17 protein-coding genes are annotated in these 19,570 nt (G+C 68.4%); 14 read left to right on the plus strand and 3 right to left on the minus strand.

The window, feature by feature from the left end; genetic code table 11:
- Positions 1–61: 61 nt before the first annotated feature.
- Positions 62–382 (minus strand): RnfH family protein, encoded by a 321-nt coding sequence (locus SK095_RS12625; RefSeq protein WP_136490489.1) that lies wholly within the window; start codon positions 380–382, stop codon positions 62–64.
- Positions 375–809 carry a type II toxin-antitoxin system RatA family toxin gene (locus SK095_RS12630; protein WP_136490490.1) on the minus strand — a complete coding sequence of 145 codons (435 nt, stop codon included), beginning with the start codon at positions 807–809 and terminating at the stop codon, positions 375–377. Before SK095_RS12630 ends, SK095_RS12625 begins: the two co-directional genes overlap by 8 nt.
- A gap of 116 nt (positions 810–925) precedes the next feature.
- On the opposite strand from SK095_RS12630, the gene smpB reads away from it, so the two are divergent.
- Positions 926–1,408, plus strand: coding sequence for an SsrA-binding protein SmpB (gene smpB, locus SK095_RS12635; protein ID WP_136490491.1), 483 nt, complete (start codon positions 926–928; stop codon positions 1,406–1,408).
- Between the two features lie 39 nt (positions 1,409–1,447).
- Here the strand turns inward: smpB and SK095_RS12640 are convergent, their stop codons facing one another.
- Positions 1,448–2,224 carry a GntR family transcriptional regulator gene (locus SK095_RS12640; protein WP_136490492.1) on the minus strand — a complete coding sequence of 259 codons (777 nt, stop codon included), beginning with the start codon at positions 2,222–2,224 and terminating at the stop codon, positions 1,448–1,450.
- Between the two features lie 298 nt (positions 2,225–2,522).
- Here SK095_RS12640 and SK095_RS12645 point away from each other — a divergent pair, with 298 nt between their 5' ends.
- From SK095_RS12645 to nuoI, 13 genes are all read left to right on the plus strand, one after another.
- Positions 2,523–4,220 carry an L-lactate permease gene (locus SK095_RS12645; RefSeq protein WP_136490493.1) on the plus strand — a complete coding sequence of 566 codons (1,698 nt, stop codon included), beginning with the start codon at positions 2,523–2,525 and terminating at the stop codon, positions 4,218–4,220.
- A 103-nt stretch (positions 4,221–4,323) separates the two neighbouring features.
- Positions 4,324–5,148 (plus strand): (Fe-S)-binding protein, encoded by an 825-nt coding sequence (locus tag SK095_RS12650; RefSeq protein WP_136490494.1) that lies wholly within the window; start codon positions 4,324–4,326, stop codon positions 5,146–5,148.
- Entirely contained in the window at positions 5,145–6,593 is a 1,449-nt protein-coding gene (locus SK095_RS12655) for a LutB/LldF family L-lactate oxidation iron-sulfur protein (RefSeq protein ID WP_320546490.1), read from the plus strand. The genes SK095_RS12650 and SK095_RS12655 overlap by 4 nt, the downstream gene beginning before the upstream one ends.
- Positions 6,593–7,264, plus strand: coding sequence for a LutC/YkgG family protein (locus SK095_RS12660; RefSeq protein WP_320546491.1), 672 nt, complete (start codon positions 6,593–6,595; stop codon positions 7,262–7,264). The genes SK095_RS12655 and SK095_RS12660 overlap by 1 nt, the downstream gene beginning before the upstream one ends.
- Positions 7,261–10,083: an FAD-binding and (Fe-S)-binding domain-containing protein gene (locus SK095_RS12665; protein WP_320546492.1), complete on the plus strand. Its 2,823-nt coding sequence runs from the start codon at positions 7,261–7,263 to the stop codon at positions 10,081–10,083. Before SK095_RS12660 ends, SK095_RS12665 begins: the two co-directional genes overlap by 4 nt.
- A 261-nt stretch (positions 10,084–10,344) precedes the next feature.
- On the plus strand, positions 10,345–10,758 hold the full coding sequence (locus tag SK095_RS12670; protein ID WP_090351603.1) for an NADH-quinone oxidoreductase subunit A: 414 nt from the start codon (positions 10,345–10,347) through the stop codon (positions 10,756–10,758).
- Positions 10,759–10,768: 10 nt separating this feature from the next.
- On the plus strand, positions 10,769–11,446 hold the full coding sequence (locus tag SK095_RS12675; RefSeq protein ID WP_090351601.1) for an NADH-quinone oxidoreductase subunit B: 678 nt from the start codon (positions 10,769–10,771) through the stop codon (positions 11,444–11,446).
- 55 nt (positions 11,447–11,501) lie between these two features.
- Positions 11,502–13,283 carry an NADH-quinone oxidoreductase subunit C/D gene (gene nuoC, locus SK095_RS12680; RefSeq protein ID WP_201487299.1) on the plus strand — a complete coding sequence of 594 codons (1,782 nt, stop codon included), beginning with the start codon at positions 11,502–11,504 and terminating at the stop codon, positions 13,281–13,283.
- Between the two features lie 2 nt (positions 13,284–13,285).
- Positions 13,286–13,801: an NADH-quinone oxidoreductase subunit NuoE gene (gene nuoE / locus SK095_RS12685; RefSeq protein ID WP_320546493.1), complete on the plus strand. Its 516-nt coding sequence runs from the start codon at positions 13,286–13,288 to the stop codon at positions 13,799–13,801.
- Positions 13,798–15,150 carry an NADH-quinone oxidoreductase subunit NuoF gene (nuoF, locus tag SK095_RS12690; protein WP_320546494.1) on the plus strand — a complete coding sequence of 451 codons (1,353 nt, stop codon included), beginning with the start codon at positions 13,798–13,800 and terminating at the stop codon, positions 15,148–15,150. Before nuoE ends, nuoF begins: the two co-directional genes overlap by 4 nt.
- Before the next feature lie 149 nt (positions 15,151–15,299).
- Positions 15,300–18,008, plus strand: a complete 2,709-nt coding sequence (gene nuoG, locus SK095_RS12695) for an NADH-quinone oxidoreductase subunit NuoG (RefSeq protein WP_320546495.1) — start codon at positions 15,300–15,302, stop codon at positions 18,006–18,008.
- On the plus strand, positions 18,005–18,994 hold the full coding sequence (gene nuoH / locus SK095_RS12700; protein ID WP_201487302.1) for an NADH-quinone oxidoreductase subunit NuoH: 990 nt from the start codon (positions 18,005–18,007) through the stop codon (positions 18,992–18,994). Before nuoG ends, nuoH begins: the two co-directional genes overlap by 4 nt.
- A 14-nt stretch (positions 18,995–19,008) precedes the next feature.
- On the plus strand, positions 19,009–19,557 hold the full coding sequence (nuoI, locus tag SK095_RS12705) for an NADH-quinone oxidoreductase subunit NuoI (protein WP_201487303.1): 549 nt from the start codon (positions 19,009–19,011) through the stop codon (positions 19,555–19,557).
- The last annotated feature ends 13 nt before the right edge of the window (positions 19,558–19,570 follow it).

A 19,570-nucleotide genomic window follows, 5' to 3' on the forward strand; every position in this document is an offset into this window, starting at 1 on the left:
ACCCCCCGGCGCAGATAGCAGAACGCCCGAGACCTGTCTCGGGCGTTTGCGTTTACGGGCGTCAGGCGTCCTCGCCGCCCTTGGCCCTGGCCACCTTGGCCGCGCGCTGCTTGCGCGCCTCCTTGGGATCGGCGATCAGCGGCCGGTAGATTTCCACCCGCTCGCCTTCCTCCAGCACCCGCTCCTCCGGCCTGGGCACCGCCTTGCCGAAGATGCCCATGGGCGCGCTGGCCACATCCAGGCCGGGAAAGAACGCGGCGATCCCCGAGCGCTCGGCGGCCTCGCGCATGCTGGTACCACGCGGCACGCTGAGGCGCAGCAGTTTCTGCCTGTCGGCGAGGGCGTAGACCACCTCCACCGCGATGCTGTCCGGCTTATCCATACAGCTGCCTGGCTCTCTGGCAGAAGGCGTCGACCATGGTGGTCGCCGCCTGGTTGAACAACGGCCCGAGGGTGGCCTTGACCAGCGCCCCGGAGTAGTCGAAGGTCAGGTCAAGGGTGATCTTGCAGGCGCTGTCGCTCAGCGCCTGGAACTGCCACAGGCCGTACAGGGCGCTGAACGGCCCCTGCTCCAGCTTCATCTCGATCGACTCGCCCGGCACCAGGGTATTGCAGGTGGTGAACTGCTGGCTGATCCCGGCACGCCCCACCTTGAGGGTGGCGCGCATGCGCGTCGGGCCGCTCTCCAGCACCTCGGTCGCCGAGCACCAGGGCAGGAACTGCGGATAGCTGGCCACGTCGTTGACCAGGTCATACAGCGCCTGCGCCGGATAGGGCAGCAGGGCCGAACGTTGGATGTGCGTGCTCATGCAGGACTCGCCGGAAAATATCCGCGCATTGTCCGGATTTCGCCGGCACGGCTCAAGCGCCACACCGCGCGAGACGCATGGCGCTGCGCGCGGCAAGTCCCTATAATGCGCGGCCTATGGCTAAACAGAAAAAACACCCCGCCGGCACCATCGCCCTCAACAAGAAGGCGCTGCACGACTATCACATCGACCAGCGCTTCGAGGCGGGCATCGCCCTCGCGGGCTGGGAGATCAAGAGCCTGCGCGCCGGCAAGGGCCAGCTCACCGACAGCTACGTGCTGCTCAAGGACGGCGAGGCCTGGCTGTTCGGCAGCCACATCACTCCGCTGAACGCCGCCAGCACCCATGTCATCGCCGACCCGACGCGCACCCGCAAGCTGCTGCTGCACAAGCAGGAACTGGGCAAGCTGTTCGGCGCCGTGCAGCAGAAGGGCTACGCCTGCGTTGCCCTCGCCCTGTACTGGAAGAAGCACCTGGTCAAGTGCGAGATCGCCCTGGCCAAGGGCAAGAAGGAGTTCGACAAGCGCGCCGTGGCGAAGGAGCGCGACTCCGACCGCGAGATCCAGCGCGCTATCCGCAGCAAGGGCAAGGACGACTGAGTCTGCCCGGCGCCGTCCTCCGCGGTCGGCGCCCCCTGCCTAGCCTTCCGGCAAGCCCTGCCGGCGCCGCGCCCGCGCCTCGCGCCGTGCCTCCTGCTGCACCTCGGCCAGCACCTCCTGCACGTAGTGGATGTGCCGGCTGGAAATCGCCCGCGCGTCCTCGGCGCGCCCCTCGACGATCGCCTCGTACAGCTCGCGGTGCTGACGCATCAGCATCTCGCGGGTCTCGCCGCGCTGCGCGTACATGCCGCCGATATTGGTCACCACGTTGCGCTTGAGCAGGTCGAACAGCCCCTTGATGGTGTGCAGCAGCACCGCGTTGTGGCTGGCCTCGGCGATCGCCAGGTGGAAGCTGGCATCGGCCAGCCCCTCCTCCGCCCCACCGCCCGGCCGCGACGCCGCATAGCAGGCCTGCAGGCGCTCGAAGGCCTCGCGCAGGCGCGCGTGGTCGACCGGCGTGGCGCGCTGCGCGGCGTAGTAGGCGCAGGCGCCCTCCAGGGTGTGGCGGAACTCCAGCAGGTCGCGCTGCGCCTCGCTGCTGGTCTCCAGCAGCTGCAGCAGCGGATCGCTGAAGGTCGCGCCGAGCGCCTCGGCAACAAAGGTGCCACCACCCTGGCGGCTGACCAGCAGACCACGTGCCGCCAGCTTCTGGATCGCCTCGCGCAGCGAGGGCCGCGACACGCCGAACTGCTCGGCCAGCGCGCGCTCCGGCGGCAGGCGCTCGCCGGACTTGAGCGAGCCCTCGAGGATCATCGCCTCGAGGCGCTCGACGATGTCATCCGACAGACGGCGCTGCCGAACCGGACCGAATCCCATTGCTCCCCTCTCCACTGGTTTGACCACCAAACGCCCGCCCCATCGGGGCGGCCGGCAAGCCTAGCGCCGTCGGCGTCAACCTTACAGAGCGGCGCCGCCCGACGAAAGTCGTAGCGGGGTGAATTGACAGCATCCCCGCTGACTTTTTAACCTGACCGGCGCCGCCTGTAAATTGGTATTACCAATTCAGGCCAACAAGTCCAAGAACCGGCCAACGAGGTCCAGCCATGTCTGCTCCGCTCGCCCGTTACACCCTGTCCACCTGCCTGCGCACCGCGCGCTGATCCGAGGTATCGCCATGCAACCCGGAATCCTTGCGCTGCTCGCCTTCTCCCCGATCCTGCTCGCCGCCATCCTGCTGGTCGGCCTGCGCTGGCCGGCCAAGCGCGCCATGCCGCTGGTCTACCTGCTCACCGCCGGCATCGGCCTGTACGTGTGGGACATGAGCCTCAACCGCGTGCTCGCCTCCACCGTGCAGGGCCTGATCATCACCATCGGCGTGCTGTGGATCATCTTCGGCGCCATCCTGCTGCTCAACACCCTCAAGCACTCCGGCGGCATCACCGCGATCCGCGCCGGCTTCGCCACCATCAGCCCCGACCGCCGCATCCAGGCCATCATCATCGCCTGGCTGTTCGGCTGCTTCATCGAGGGCGCCTCCGGCTTCGGCACCCCGGCGGCCATCGCCGCGCCGCTGCTGGTGGCCATCGGCTTCCCGGCGCTGGCCGCGGTGCTGCTCGGCATGCTGGTGCAGAGCACCCCGGTGTCCTTCGGCGCGGTCGGCACGCCGATCATCATCGGCGTCAACAGCGGCCTGGACACCGCCAGCCTCGGCGCGCGCCTGGTCGAGCAGGGCTCCAGCTGGGAGCAGTTCCTGCAGATCATCACCAGCAACGTGGCGATCATCCACGCCACCGTCGGCACCCTGATGCCGCTGATCATGGTGCTGATGCTGACCCGCTTCTTCGGCAAGGAGAAGAGCTGGAAGGCCGGCTTCGAGGTGCTGCCGTTCGCCATCTTCGGCGGCCTGGCCTTCACCCTGCCCTACGTCGCCACCGGCGTGCTCCTCGGTCCGGAGTTCCCCTCGCTGGCCGGCGGGCTGATTGGTCTGGCCATTGTCACCACCGCCGCCCACTTCGGCTTCCTGGTACCGAAGAAGACCTGGGACTTCGCCGATGCCAAGGACTGGCCGAGCGAGTGGCTGGGCAGCGTGGAGATGAAGCTCGACAGCCTCACCCAGCGCCCGATGAGCACCCTGCGCGCCTGGCTGCCCTACGTGCTGGTCGGCGCCCTGCTGGTGATCAGCCGGGTGTTCCCGGAAGTCGGTGCCGCGCTCAAGTCGGTAGTGCTGGTGTTCCCCGACCTGCTCGGCGAGAAGGGCATCAAGGCCGACTTCATGCCGCTGTACCTGCCGGGCGGCATCCTGGTCGCCGTGGTCATCGCCACCTTCTTCCTGCACGGCATGAAGCTGCGCGAGCTGACCGCCGCGGTCGGCGAGTCGAGCAAGGTGCTGCTCGGCGCCGGCTTCGTGCTGCTGTTCACCGTGCCGATGGTGCGCATCCTGATCAACTCCGGGGTCAACGCCGCCGACCTGCCGAGCATGCCGATCGCCATGGCGCAGTGGGTGGCCGACAGCGTCGGCGGCATCTACCCGCTGCTGGCGCCGAGCGTCGGCGCCCTGGGCGCCTTCATCGCCGGCTCCAACACGGTGAGCAACATGATGCTCAGCCAGTTCCAGTTCGGCGTGGCCGAGACCCTCGGCATCTCCGGCGCGCTGATCGTCGCCGTGCAAGCCATCGGCGCCGCCGCCGGCAACATGGTGGCGATCCACAACGTGGTGGCCGCCTCGGCCACCGTCGGCCTGCTCGGCCGCGAGGGCACCACCCTGCGCAAGACCGTGTGGCCGACCTTCTACTACGTGCTGTTCACCGGCCTGATCGCCCTGTTCGCGATCTACGTGCTCGGCGTCAGCGACCCGCTGGTGGTCGCCCGCTGACCGGCAACCGCCGATCGTGCGAAATCCGCCTGCGCGCGGATTTCGCCGTTGCCGCCCCCTGTATATAAGCTGGATGGACAACCGGCCCAACCGGAGCCCCGCCATGAGCGACCTGTTCTACAACGCCGCGCCCAACGCCACCCGCGTGGCGCCGCCGCTGCCGACGCCGCGCCAGTACCCGGCGCACAAGCCGGCCAACGTCTACCTGTTCGGCACCTGCGTGCTCGACCTGTTCTTCCCCGAGGCCGGGATGGACGCCATCCGCCTGCTCGAGCGCGAGGGCATCCGCGTGCACTTCCCGCAGGGGCAGAGCTGCTGCGGCCAGCCGGCCTACACCTCCGGCTACACCGACGAGGCCCGCGAGGTGGCGCGCGCCCAGCTCGCCCTGTTCGAACAGGACTGGCCGCTGGTGGTGCCGTCAGGCTCCTGCGCCGGGATGATCCGCCACCACTACGCCGAGCTGTTCAAGGACGAGCCGGCCACCCTCGCCCGCGCCCAGGCGCTGGCCGAGCGCACCTTCGAACTGGCCGAGTTCCTCCTCTATATCTGCAAGGTCGAGCTGCAGGACCAGGGCGCGCCGACCAGGATCGCCCTGCACACCTCCTGCTCGGCGCGCCGCGAGATGAACACCCACCTGCACGGCCGCGCCCTGCTCGCCCAGCTGACCAGGGTCGAGCGCGTCGACCACGACCACGAGAGCGAGTGCTGCGGCTTCGGCGGCACCTTCAGCGTGCGCATGCCGGACATCTCCGGCGCCATGGTCGCCGACAAGACCCGCGCCCTGCAGGAAACCGGCGCCGCCCAGGTGGTCAGCGCCGACTGCGGCTGCCTGCTCAACATCAACGGCGCCTTCGAGAAGCAGAACGCATCGCTGCGCGGCCAGCACCTGGCCAGCTTCCTCTGGCAGCGCACCGGAGGTGCCCGATGAACAGCCAGGTCCGCATCCCCGCGGTGGAGATTCCCAGCCGCGAACTCAAGCACAACGCCCACGCCGCCCTCGGCGACGCCCAGTTGCGCGGCAACATGCGCAAGGCCATGGACTCGCTGATGGCCAAGCGCCTGGCGTCGATGCCCGACGAGCACGAGCGCGAGCACCTGCGCGAGATGGGCAACCACGTGCGTGCCCGCGCGCTGTCGCAGCTGCCCGAGCTGCTCGAGCGGCTGGAAGCCAACCTGACCCGCAACGGTGTGAAGGTGCACTGGGCGGAGACGGTGGACGAGGCCAACGCCATCGTCCTGTCGATCATCCGCGCCCACGAGGCGCGGCAAGTGATCAAGGGCAAGTCGATGGTCAGCGAAGAGATGGACATGAACCATGTGCTGGAAGCCGAGGGCATCGAGGCCCTGGAGTCCGACATGGGCGAGTACATCATCCAGCTCGATCACGAGAAGCCCACCCACATCATCATGCCGGCGATCCACAAGAACGCCCGGCAGGTCGCCGACCTGTTCCACGACCGGCTCGGCGAACCCTATACCGAAGACGTCGACCAGTTGATCCAGACCGGTCGGCGTGTGCTGCGCAAGAAGTTCTTCGAGGCCGACATCGGCGTCTCCGGGGTCAACTTCGCGGTGGCCGAGACCGGCACCCTGCTGCTGGTGGAGAACGAGGGCAACGGCCGCATGTCGACCACCGTGCCGCCGGTGCATATCGCCGTCACCGGGATAGAAAAAGTCGTCGAGAACCTGCGCGACGTGGTGCCGCTGCTGTCGCTCTTGACCCGCTCGGCGCTCGGCCAGGGCATCACCACCTACGTCAACATGATCTCCGGGCCGCGCAAGGCCGACGAGCTGGACGGCCCGCAGGAAGTCCACCTGGTGCTGCTCGACAACGGCCGCAGCCAGGCCTTCGCCGACGGCGAACTGCGCCAGACCCTCAACTGCATCCGCTGCGGCGCCTGCATGAACCACTGCCCGGTGTACACCCGCATCGGCGGCCAGGCCTACGGCACCGTGTATCCGGGGCCGATCGGCAAGATCATCTCGCCGCACCTGATGGGCCTGGAGAACACTCCGGACCACCCGTCGGCGTCCTCACTGTGCGGCGCCTGCGGCGAGGTCTGCCCGGTGAAGATCCCGATCCCCGCGCTGCTGCGCCGCCTGCGCGAGGAGAACGTCAAGAGTCCGGACGATCCGCACAAGGTGATGCGCGGCCAGGGCAGCAAGTACTCGGCCGGCGAACGCCTGCTGTGGAAGGGCTGGCGGCTGCTCAACACCTCGCCGCTGCTGTACCGCACCTTCGGCTTCTTCGCCACCCGCCTGCGCGGCCTGACGCCGAACCAGCTCGGCCCGTGGACGCAGAACCACAGCGCACCGAAACCCGCCGCCCGCTCGCTGCACGAGCTGGCCCGCGAGCACCTGGAGGGCAAGTGATGTCTGCCAAAGCCAATATCCTCGCCAAGCTGCGCAGGAGCCTCGAAGGCACCCGCCCGCTCGCCGACGACTACGACGTGAGCCTGGTGACCGAGCCGTGGCGCTACCCGGCCGGCGAGCGCGTCAACCGCCTGCGCCAACTGATGGAAGCGGTGCACACCGAGACCCACCTGACCACCACGACCGAGTGGCCGGCGCTGGTCGAGCGGCTGCTCGCCGACAAACAACTGCCCAGCCTGCTGATCGCCCCGGGCACCGCCCACGGCGCCCAGCTGGCCGCGCACTTCGCAGGCCGCGACGGGCTGCCGGCGCTCAAGGCCTACGACCGCCCGGTGGAGGCGTGGAAGGCCGAGCTGTTCGATGACACCCCGGCCAGTCTGACCGGCACCCTCGGCGCCATCGCCGCCACCGGCACCCTGATCCTCTGGCCGGACCGCCACGAGCCGCGCCTGATGAGCCTGGTGCCACCGGTGCACTTCGCCCTGCTCAGGGCCAGCACGATCCGCGACAACCTCTACGAGGTGATGCAGGAACAGCAGTGGGCCGCCGGCCTGCCGACCAACGCCCTGCTGGTGTCCGGGCCGTCGAAGACCGCCGACATCGAGCAGGTGCTGGCCTACGGCGCCCACGGACCCAAGGACCTGATCGTGCTGATCCTGGAGGACGCATGAGTCTGCCGGCCGCCTTTATTAGTGCCGTCGAACGGCTGATCCCGCGCGAACGGCGCTTCGACGACCCGCTGTCCACCCTGGCCTTCGGCACCGACGCCAGCTTCTACCGGCTGATCCCCCAGCTGGTGCTGCGCGTCGAATCCGAAGCCGAGGTGGTCGAGCTGCTCAGACTGGCCCATGCCGAGCGCGTGGCGGTGACCTTCCGCGCCGCCGGCACCAGCCTGTCCGGCCAGGCGATCAGCGATTCGGTGCTGATCGTGCTCGGCGACAACTGGAACGGCCGCGAGATCCGCGGCGGCGGCGCGCAGATCCGCCTGCAGCCGGGGGTGATCGGCGCCCAGGCCAACGCCGTGCTGGCGCCGCTGCAGCGCAAGATCGGTCCGGACCCGGCGTCGATCAACGCGGCGAAGATCGGCGGCATCGTCGCCAACAATTCCAGCGGCATGTGCTGCGGCACCGCGCAGAACAGCTACAAGACCCTCGCCGGCCTGCGCCTGGTGCTGGCCGACGGCACCGTGGTGGACAGCGAGGATGCGGCCAGCGTGCGCGCCTTCAGGCAGAGCCACGCCACGCTGCTGGCCGAGCTGGCCGAGCTGGGCCGGCAGACCCGTGCCAACACGGCGCTGGCCGACAGGATCCGTCACAAGTACCGGCTGAAGAACACCACCGGCTTCTCGCTCAACGCGCTCATCGACTACGACGACCCGCTGGACATCCTCAACCACCTGATGGTCGGCTCGGAGGGCACCCTGGGCTTCATCAGCGCGGTGACCTACGACACCGTGCCGGACTACCCGCACAAGGCCAGCGCGCTGATCGTGTTCCCCGACGTGGCGAACTGCTGCCGCGCCGTGCCGGTGCTGCGCCAGCAGCCGGTGTCCGCCGTCGAGCTGCTCGACCGGCGCAGCCTGCGCTCGGTGGAGAACATGAAGGGCATGCCGGCGTGGGTCAGGGAGCTGTCCGCCGGCGCCTGCGCGCTGCTGATCGAGTCGCGCGCCGCCAGCCAGAGCCTGCTGCACGAGCAGATCGCGCAAATCATGGCGTCCATCGCCGGCTTCCCGGTGGAAAAGCAGGTCGACTTCAGCGAGGACCCGGTGGTCTACAACCAGCTGTGGAAGATCCGCAAGGACACCTTCCCGGCGGTCGGCGCGGTGCGCCGTACCGGCACCACGGTGATCATCGAGGACGTCACCTTCCCGGTCGAACAGCTGGCCGAGGGCGTCAACCGCCTGCTGGCGCTGCTGGACAAGCACCGCTACGACGAGGCGATCATCTTCGGCCATGCCCTGGAGGGCAACCTGCACTTCGTGTTCACCCAGGGCTTCGACAGCGACGCGGAGAAGGCCCGCTACGAGGCGTTCATGCAGGACGTCGCCCAACTGGTGGCGGTGGAGTTCGGCGGCGCGCTGAAGGCCGAGCATGGCACCGGGCGCAACATGGCGCCCTTCGTCGAGCTGGAGTGGGGCGCAGAAGCCTACCAGCTGATGTGGAAGATCAAGCGCCTGCTCGACCCGCGCGGCATCCTCAACCCCGACGTGGTGCTCTCGGAGGATCCCGAGATCCACCTGAAGAACCTCAAGCCGCTGCCGGCCGCCGACGAGATCGTCGACAAGTGCATCGAGTGCGGCTTCTGCGAGCCGGTCTGCCCGTCGCGCGGCCTGACCCTGACCCCGCGCCAGCGCATCGTCATCTGGCGCGACATCCAGGCCAGGAAGCGCGCCGGCATCGACACCAGCGAGCTGGAGCGCGCCTACCGCTACCACGGCCTCGACACCTGCGCCGCCACCGGCCTGTGCGCGCAGCGCTGCCCGGTGGGGATCAACACCGGCGACCTGGTGCGCAAGCTGCGTGCCGCCGAGGCGGATCACCCGGGCACCGCGACCTGGCTGGCCGGACACTTCGCCAGCGCGCTCAAGGGCACCCGCCTGACTCTGGCCGCCGCCGACGGCGCGCGCCGCCTGCTCGGCGCGCCGCGCCTGGCCGCGCTCAGCGCCGGCCTGCGCCGGCTGTCCGGCGAGCGCCTGCCGCAGTGGACCGCCGCCATGCCGCAGCCGGTGCGCCTGCAGTTGCCGGCCGCGCCGCAACAGACGGAAAAGCCGCGGGTGGTGTATCTGGCCGCCTGCGTGTCGCGCGCCATGGGTCCGGCGTTCGCCGACGCCGAGCAGACGCCGCTGCTCGACAAGACCCGCGCCCTGCTGGAGAAGGCCGGCTTCGCCGTGGTGTTCCCAGCCGAACTGGACAACCTGTGCTGCGGCCAGCCGTTCGCCTCCAAGGGCTATCCCGAGCAGGCCGAGGCCAAGCGCCGCGAGCTGCTCGACGCGCTGCTCGAGGCCAGTCGCGGCGGCCTGGACCCGATCTACTGCGACACCAGCCCGTGCACCCTGCGCCTGGTGCAGGATCTTGCCGACGAGCGCCTGCAGATCTTCGATCCGGTGAAGTTCATCCGCGAGCAGCTGCTCGACCGCCTGGAGTTCGTCCCGCAGGCCGAGCCGGTGGCGGTGCACGTCACCTGCAGCACCCAGCACCTGGGCGAGGCGCAGGGGCTGATCGACATCGTCGGCCGCTGCACCCGCCAGGTGGTGGTGCCGGAAGGCATCCACTGCTGCGGCTTCGCCGGCGACAAGGGCTTCAACCAGCCGGAGCTCAATGCCCACGCGCTGCGCTCGCTGCAGGACGCCGTGCAGCAGTGCGGTGAAGGGGTGTCCACCAGCCGCACCTGCGAGATCGGCCTGTCGCAGCATTCCGGCATCGACTACCACGGCCTGGTCTATCTGGTGGACCGGGTCACCCGGGCCAGAGTCCCCGGACAGGCGGTCTGAGCCCGACACGCTTCAAGCTCGTACCATGGCACGTTCGACCCCGCTTCGGCGGGGTCTTTTTTTACCCTGCCTGCGACACCAGGTCGCATTATTGCCAGCCCCGCAAGAGACCCTTCCAAGGGATGAATTTACTTGTCCGGATAACCGGCATAGAATTGCAAAAATTTATTGCAAGCTGCGACACAGTGCCGCATTCTTCGCGCGCTTGTGGCGCGCCAGAGCGTCCCGCAGCCCGCCCAAAGCCCTCGAAGAGTCTCCGGCATGACCGAATCGACCGCTCTGCTCGCCCACAACTGGAGTTTCGCCGTCTTCCTGCTCGGCGTCTTCGGCCTGATCGCCTTCATGCTCGGCGTCTCCAGCCTGCTCGGCAGCCGCGCCTGGGGGCGCAGCAAGAACGAACCGTTCGAAGCCGGCGTGGTGCCCACCGGCAGCGCGCGCCTGCGCCTCTCCGCCAAATTCTATCTGGTCGCGATGCTCTTCGTGATCTTCGACGTCGAAGCCCTCTTCCTCTTTGCCTGGGCCGTCTCGGTGCGCGAAAGCGGCTGGGCGGGCCTCATCGAAGCTACCGTTTTCATAGCAATTCTGTTGGCGGGTCTTGTCTACCTTTGGCGTATCGGCGCGCTCGACTGGGCGCCCGAAGCACGCCGCAAGCGGCAGGCGAAGCTGAAACAATGAGGCTTTGGCAATGCGATATGAACTTACCCGGATCGATCCGGATGCGGTCAATGACCAGTATCCGATCGGCCAGCGGGAAACCGTTTCCGACTCCCAGCTAGAAGACCAGGTGCACAAGAGCGTCTTCATGGGCAAACTGGAAGACGTCCTGCACAAGGCGGTCAACTGGGGGCGCAAGAACTCCCTGTGGCCGTACAACTTCGGCCTGTCCTGCTGCTACGTGGAGATGACCACGGCGTTCACCGCGCCCCACGACATCGCCCGCTTCGGCGCCGAAGTGATCCGCGCCTCACCGCGCCAGGCCGACTTCATGGTCGTCGCCGGCACCTGCTTCGTGAAGATGGCGCCGGTCATCCAGCGCCTGTACGAACAGATGCTGGAACCCAAGTGGGTCATCTCCATGGGTGCATGCGCCAACTCCGGCGGCATGTACGACATCTACTCGGTCGTCCAGGGGGTGGACAAGTTCCTCCCCGTCGACGTCTACGTTCCCGGCTGTCCGCCCCGCCCCGAGGCGTTCCTGCAGGCGCTGATGCTGCTGCAGGACTCCATCGGCGAGGAGCGCCGTCCGCTGTCCTGGGTGGTTGGCGACCAGGGCATCTACCGCGCCGAAATGCCGGCGCAGCGCGACGTGCGCCGTGAACAACGCATCCAGGTAACCAACCTGCGCAGCCCCGACGAAGTATGAGCCCCCGCCCGCCAGGTGCGGGCGTGCCCATCCGTTGACCGAGCGATCGAGAACCATGACAGCAGACACCCTGCTGGCCGTCCCGCCGTACAAGGCCGACGACCAGGATATCGTCATCGAACTGCAGGCGCGTTTCGGCGCCGACACCTTCACCCTCCAGCCCACCCGCACCGGCATGCCGGTAATCTGGGTGCCGCGCGCGCGCCTGATCGAGGTGCTGCGCTTCCTGCGTGACGTGAGCAAGCCCTACGTCATGCTCTACGACCTGCACGGCGTCGACGAGCGCCTGCGCACCCAGCGCCGCGGCCTGCCCGCCGCCGACTTCAGCGTGTTCTACCACCTGATCTCGATGGAGCGGAACAGCGACGTGATGATCAAGGTCGCCCTGAGCGAGGGCGACCTCAACGTGCCGACCGCCACCGGCATCTGGCCCAACGCCAACTGGTACGAGCGCGAGGTCTGGGACCTCTACGGCATCACCTTCAGCGGCCACCCGCACCTGACCCGCCTGCTGATGCCGCCGACCTGGGAAGGTCACCCGCTGCGCAAGGACTACCCGGCGCGCGCCACCGAGTTCGACCCGTTCAGCCTGTCCGCCGCCAAGCAGGACCTGGAGCAGGAAGCCCTGCGCTTCAGGCCCGAGGACTGGGGCATGAAGCGCGGCGGCGAGCACACCGACTTCATGTTCCTCAACCTGGGCCCCAACCACCCGTCGGCCCACGGCGCCTTCCGTATCATCCTGCAGCTGGACGGCGAGGAGATCGTCGACTGCGTGCCGGAGATCGGCTACCACCACCGCGGCGCCGAGAAGATGGCCGAGCGGCAGAGCTGGCACAGCTTCATCCCCTACACCGACCGCATCGACTACCTCGGCGGGGTGATGAACAACCTGCCCTACGTGCTGGCGGTGGAGAAGCTCGCCGGCATCAAGGTGCCGCAGCGCGTCGACGTCATCCGCATCATGATGGCGGAGTTCTTCCGCATCCTGAACCACCTGCTGTACCTGGGCACCTACATCCAGGACGTCGGCGCCATGACCCCGGTGTTCTTCACCTTCACCGACCGCCAGCGCGCCTACAAGGTGGTCGAGGCCATCACCGGCTTCCGCCTGCACCCGGCCTGGTACCGCATCGGCGGCGTCGCCCACGACCTGCCGCGCGGCTGGGATCGCCTGGTGCGCGAATTCCTCGACTGGATGCCCAAGCGCCTGGTCGAGTACGAGAAGGCCGCGCTGAAGAACAGCATCCTGATCGGCCGCACCAGGGGCGTCGCCCAGTACAACACCAAGGAAGCGCTGGAGTGGGGCGTCACCGGCGCCGGCCTGCGCGCCACCGGCTTCGACTTCGACCTGCGCAAGGCGCGCCCGTACTCCGGCTACGAGAACTTCGAATTCGAGGTGCCGCTGGCCCACGAAGGCGACGCCTATGCCCGTTGCATGGTCAAGATGGGCGAGATGCGCGAGAGCCTGCGGATCATCGAGCAGTGCCTGAACAACATGCCGGAAGGCCCGTACAAGGCGGACCACCCGCTGACCACGCCGCCGCCGAAGGAACGCACGCTGCAGCACATCGAGACCCTGATCACCCACTTCCTGCAGGTTTCCTGGGGTCCGGTGATGCCGGCCAACGAGGCCTTCCAGATGATCGAGGCGACCAAGGGCATCAACAGCTACTACCTGACCAGCGACGGCAGCACCATGAGCTACCGCACGCGGATCCGCACCCCCAGCTTCGCCCACCTGCAGCAGATTCCCGCGGTGATCCGCGGCAGCATGGTGCCGGACCTGATCGCCTATCTGGGCAGTATCGACTTCGTGATGGCTGACGTGGACCGCTGACAATGAGCCAGACCCCTGTTTCTTCGCAGAACCTGATCCAGACCGACCGTTTCGCCCTCAGCGAGACCGAGCGCGCGGCCATCGAGCACGAGATGCACCACTACGAGGACCCGCGCGCGGCGTCCATCGAGGCGCTGAAGATCGTCCAGAAGCAGCGCGGCTGGGTGCCGGACGGCGCCATCCACGCCATCGCCGCGGTGCTCGGCATCCCGGCCAGCGACGTCGAGGGCGTGGCCACCTTCTACAGCCAGATCTTCCGCCAGCCGGTCGGCCGCCACATCATCCGCGTGTGCGACAGCATGACCTGCTTCATCGGCGGGCATGAATCGGTACTCGGCGCGATCCAGCAGCAGCTGGGCATCGCCCCCGGCCAGACCAGCGCCGACGGCCGCTTCACCCTGCTGCCGGTGTGCTGCCTGGGCAACTGCGACAAGGCCCCCGCGCTGATGATCGACGACGACACCTTCGGCAACGTGACTGCCGACGGCGTCGCCAAGCTGCTGGAGGACTACGCATGAAGACCCTCACTTCCATCGGTCCGCTCAACACCGTCGCGCGCAGCCCGGAAACCCACCCGCTGACCTGGCGCCTGCGCGACGACGCCCAGCCGGTGTGGCTCGACGAGTACCAGCGCAAGGACGGCTACACGGCCGCGCGCAAGGCGCTCAGGGACATGGCCGAGGCGGACATCGTCAACGAGGTCAAGGAGTCCGGGCTCAAGGGCCGCGGCGGCGCCGGCTTCCCCACCGGGGTGAAGTGGAGCCTGATGCCGGCCGACGAGTCCATCAAGACCCGCTACCTGCTGTGCAACGCGGACGAGATGGAGCCCAACACCTGGAAGGACCGCCTGCTCATGGAGCAGCTGCCGCACCTGCTGATCGAGGGCATGCTGATCAGCGCGCGCGCGCTCAAGGCCTACCGCGGCTACATCTTCCTGCGTGGCGAGTACGTCGACGCCGCCGCCAACCTCAACCGCGCCATCGAGGAAGCCAAGGCCGCCGGCCTGCTCGGCAAGAATATCCTCGGCAGCGGCTTCGACTTCGAGCTGTTCGTCCACACCGGCGCCGGCCGCTACATCTGCGGCGAGGAAACCGCGCTGATCAACTCGCTGGAAGGCCGCCGCGCCAACCCGCGCGCCAAGCCGCCGTTCCCCGCCGCGGTCGGCGTGTGGGGCAAACCGACCTGCGTCAACAACGTCGAGTCGCTGTGCAACGTGCCGGCGATCATCGGCAACGGCGTCAAGTGGTACCACTCGCTGGCCAGGGCGGGCAGCACCGACCACGGCACCAAGCTGATGGGCTTCTCCGGCAAGGTGAAGAACCCCGGCATCTGGGAGCTGCCGTTCGGCATCACCGCCCAGGAGCTGTTCGAGGACTACGCCGGCGGCATGCGCGACGGCTACCGGCTGAAATGCTGGCAGCCCGGCGGCGCCGGCACCGGCTTCCTGCTTCCCGAGCACCTGTCCGCGCCGATGCACAGCGCCGGCATCGGTCAGGTCGGCACCCGCATGGGCACCGGCCTGGCGCTGGCGGTCGACCACACCGTCAACATGGTCTCGCTGCTGCGCAACATGGAGGAGTTCTTCGCCCGCGAGTCGTGCGGCTGGTGCACCCCGTGCCGCGACGGCCTGCCGTGGAGCGTGAAGACCCTGCGCGCCCTGGAGCGCGGCCAGGGCAGCGCCGAGGACATCGAGATCCTCCTCGGCCTGGTCAACTTCCTCGGCCCGGGCAAGACCTTCTGCGCCCACGCACCCGGTGCGGTGGAGCCGCTGGGCAGCGCGATCAAGTACTTCCGCGAGGAGTTCGAGGCCGGCGTGGCCAAGGGCAGCGAGGCACGCGGCGAAGCGGTACAGATCGCCGGCGCCTGAAGCGTCGGCACAAGAGGATGCAAGCCGGGAGGCGGGACGTTGCGCATGGCGCATTTCCCCGCCCCCGGCGCTGCGTGCCCAGAGGGCGTGCGGCACCACGGAATTCCATTAGCCAGTCCGCGCGAGCGGGCAAAGAAGAAACCTGAACCATGGCCACCATCCACGTAGACGGCAATTCGTACGACGTCGACGGCGCAGACAACCTGTTGCAGGCCTGTCTGTCCCTCGGTCTCGACATTCCCTACTTCTGCTGGCACCCGGCGCTGGGCAGCGTCGGCGCCTGCCGCCAGTGCGCGGTGAAGCAGTACAACGACGAGAACGACAAGCGCGGGCGCATCGTCATGTCCTGCATGACTCCCGCCAGCGACAAGACCTGGATCTCCATCGACGACGAGGAAGCCAAGCACTTCCGCGAAAGCGTCGTCGAATGGCTGATGACCAACCACCCGCACGACTGCCCGGTGTGCGAGGAAGGCGGTCACTGCCACCTGCAGGACATGACGGTGATGACCGGCCACAACAAGCGCCGCTACCGCTTCACCAAGCGCACCCACCAGAACCAGGACCTCGGCCCGTTCATCGCCCACGAGATGAACCGCTGCATCGCCTGCTACCGCTGCGTGCGCTATTACAAGGACTACGCCGGTGGCGAGGACCTGGGCGTCTACGGCGCCCACGACAACGTCTACTTCGGCCGCGTCGAGGACGGCGTGCTGGAGAGCGAGTTCTCCGGCAACCTGGTCGAGGTGTGCCCGACCGGGGTGTTCACCGACAAGACCCACTCCGAGCGCTACAACCGCAAGTGGGACATGCAGTTCGCGCCGAGCATCTGCCAGCAGTGCAGCGTCGGCTGCAACACCAGCCCCGGCGAACGCTACGGCGAGATCCGTCGCATCGAGAACCGCTTCAACGGCTCGGTGAACCACTACTTCCTGTGCGACCGCGGCCGCTTCGGCTACGGCTACGTCAACCGCGAGGACCGTCCGCGCCAGCCCCTGTTCGGTACCCAGAAGCTCGGCATCGACGCCGCGCTGGATAAGGCCGCCGAACTGCTCAAGGGCCTCAAGGTGATCGGCATCGGTTCGCCGCGCGCCAGCCTGGAAAGCAACTTCGCCCTGCGCGAGCTGGTCGGCGCCGGCAACTTCTACAGCGGCATCGCCGCCGCCGAGCTGGCCAACCTGCGCCTGATCCGCCAGCTGCTGGACAACGGCCCGCTGCCGACGCCGTCGCTGCGCGAGCTGGAAGAGTTCGACGCCGTGTTCGTGCTCGGCGAGGACCTCACCCAGACCGCGCCGCGCATCGCCCTGGCCCTGCGCCAGGCCGCCCGCGGCAAGGCCACCGAGATCGCCGCCGCGGCGAAGATCCCCGAGTGGCACCAGCTGGCGGTGCAGAACGTCGCCCAGCACGCGCTGAACCCGCTGTTCATCGCCAGCGTCACCAGCACCCGCCTCGACGACGTTGCCGAGGAGTGCGTGCACGCTGCGCCGGACGACCTGGCCCGCCTCGGCTTCGCCGTGGCCCATGCCATCGACCCGAGCGCCCCGGCCGTGACCGGCCTGGATGCCGAGGCCGCCGCCCTGGCCGCGCGCATCGCTGCCGCCCTGCTGGCCGGCCAGCGCCCGCTGATCGTCGCCGGCGCCTCGCTGGGCTCCCAGGCGCTGCTCGAGGCCGCCGGCAACATCGCCCGGGCACTGAAGAACCGCGAGAAGAACGCCGGCATCAGCCTGGTCGCCGCCGAGGCCAACAGCCTGGGCGTCACCCTGCTGGGTGGCGAGTCGGTGGACGCCGCGCTGGACGTCCTGACCTGCGGCCAGGCCGACGCTGTGGTGGTGCTGGAGAACGACCTGTACCGCCGCGCCGCCGCCGACAAGGTGGACGCTGCGCTGGCGAAGGCCCGCGTGCTGATCGTCGCCGACCACCAGCACACCGCCACCGCCGCCCGCGCCGACCTGCTGCTGCCGGTAGCCAGCTTCGCCGAGGGCGACGGCACCCTGGTCAGCCAGGAAGGCCGCGCCCAGCGCTTCTTCCAGGTGTTCGAGCCGAGCTACTACGACGGCGCGATCCTGGTGCGCGAGGGCTGGCGCTGGCTGCACGCGCTGCACAGCACCGTGCAGGGCAAGGCCGTCGACTGGACCCAGCTGGACCAGGTCACCGCTGCCTGCGCCGCCGTGCAGCCGCAGCTGGCCGGCATCGTCGCTGCCGCGCCCAAGGCCGCGTTCCGCATCAAGGGCCTCAAGCTGGCCCGCGAGCCGCACCGCTACAGCGGTCGCACCTCGATGCGCGCCAATATCAGCGTGCACGAGCCGCGCCAGCCGCAGGATGCCGATTCGCCGTTCGCCTTCTCCATGGAGGGCTACGCCGGCAGCGCCGAGGCCCGCCAGCAGATCCCCTTCGCCTGGTCGCCGGGCTGGAACTCGCCGCAGGCCTGGAACAAGTTCCAGGACGAGGTCGGCGGCCACCTGCGCGCCGGCGATCCGGGCGTGCGCCTGTTCGACGCCCCGGCCAACCGCACCGAGTGGTTCAGCGCCCCGGCCGCACCGCTCAGCGCCGCCGGCCGCTGGCAGGTGGTCGCCCTGCACCACCTGTTCGGCAGCGACGAGACCTCCTCGCGCGCCGCGCCGGTGCAGGAGCGCATCCCGGCCGCCTACGCCGCCCTCGGCAGCGACGCCGCCGCGCGTCTCGGCCTCCAGGACGGCGCCCTGCTCAGCCTCAAGGTCGGCGGCCGCGAGCTGCGCCTGCCGCTCAGGGTGATCGACGAGCTGGCCGACGGCCTGCTCGGCCTGCCCGCCGGCTTCGACGGCATCCCGCCGCTGGCCGGCACGCTGTTCGCCGAAGCCGTGCAGGAGGTGGCGCAATGAGCTGGCTCACTCCGGAAGTGCTCGCCGTGATCGTCGGCGTGCTCAAGGCCATCGTCATCCTGCTCGCCGTGGTGGTCTGCGGCGCCTTCCTCAGCTTCGTCGAGCGCCGCCTGCTCGGCCTCTGGCAGGACCGCCACGGCCCCAACCGGGTCGGTCCGTTCGGCCTGTTCCAGCTGGCCGCCGACATGCTGAAGATGTTCTTCAAGGAAGACTGGACCCCGCCGTTCGCCGACAGGCTGATCTTCACCCTGGCGCCGATCGTCGCCATGAGTGCGCTGCTGATCGCCTTCGCGGTGATCCCGGTGACCGAGACCTGGGGCGTGGCGGACCTGAACATCGGCCTCTTGTTCTTCTTCGCCATGGCCGGCCTGACCGTCTACGCGGTGCTGTTCGCCGGCTGGTCGAGCAACAACAAGTTCGCCCTGCTCGGCTCGCTGCGCGCCTCGGCGCAGACGCTGTCCTACGAGGTGTTCATGGGCCTGTCGCTGATGGGCATCGTCGCGCAGGTGGGCTCGTTCAACATGCGCGACATCGTCGACTACCAGGCGCAGAACCTGTGGTTCGTGATCCCGCAGTTCCTCGGCTTCTGCACCTTCTTCATCGCCGGCGTGGCGGTGACCCACCGTCACCCGTTCGACCAGCCGGAGGCCGAGCAGGAACTGGCCGACGGCTACCACATCGAGTACGCGGGGATGAAGTGGGGCATGTTCTTCGTCGGCGAGTACATCGGCATCGTGCTGGTCTCGGCGCTGCTGGTGACCCTGTTCTTCGGCGGCTGGCACGGCCCGTTCGGCATCCTGCCGCAGCTGTCGTTCGTCTGGTTCGCCCTGAAGACCTGCTTCTTCATCATGCTGTTCATCCTGCTGCGCGCGTCCATCCCGCGCCCGCGCTATGACCAGGTGATGGCCTTCGGCTGGAAGTTCTGCCTGCCGCTGACCCTGCTCAACCTGCTGGTGACCGGCGCCCTGGTGCTGGCTGCCCAGTAAGGAGAAAACACGCCATGTTCAAATACATTCTGGACGTCCTCTGCGGTACCTGGACCCAGCTGCGCAGCCTGGTGATGGTGTTCTCCCACGCCTTCCGCAAGCGCGACACCCTGCAGTACCCCGAGGAGCCGGTGTACCTGCCGCCGCGCTACCGCGGCCGCATCGTGCTGACCCGCGACCCCGACGGCGACGAGCGCTGCGTGGCCTGCAACCTGTGCGCGGTGGCCTGCCCGGTGGGCTGCATCAGCCTGCAGAAGGCCGAGCGCGAGGACGGCCGCTGGTACCCCGAGTTCTTCCGCATCAACTTCTCGCGCTGCATCTTCTGCGGCCTGTGCGAGGAGGCCTGCCCGACCACCGCGATCCAGCTCACCCCGGACTTCGAGATGGCCGAGTACAAGCGCCAGGACCTCGTCTACGAGAAGGAAGACCTGCTGATCTCGGGCCCGGGCAAGAACCCGGACTACAACTTCTACCGCGTCTCCGGCATGGCCACCGCGGGCAAGCCGAAAGGCTCGCACCAGAACGAGGCCGAGCCGATCAACGTGAAAGGCCTGCTGCCTTAAAGGACGGAAGAAA

This window comes from Pseudomonas sp. AN-1, assembly GCF_034057115.1.
GTDB lineage: Bacteria > Pseudomonadota > Gammaproteobacteria > Pseudomonadales > Pseudomonadaceae > Geopseudomonas.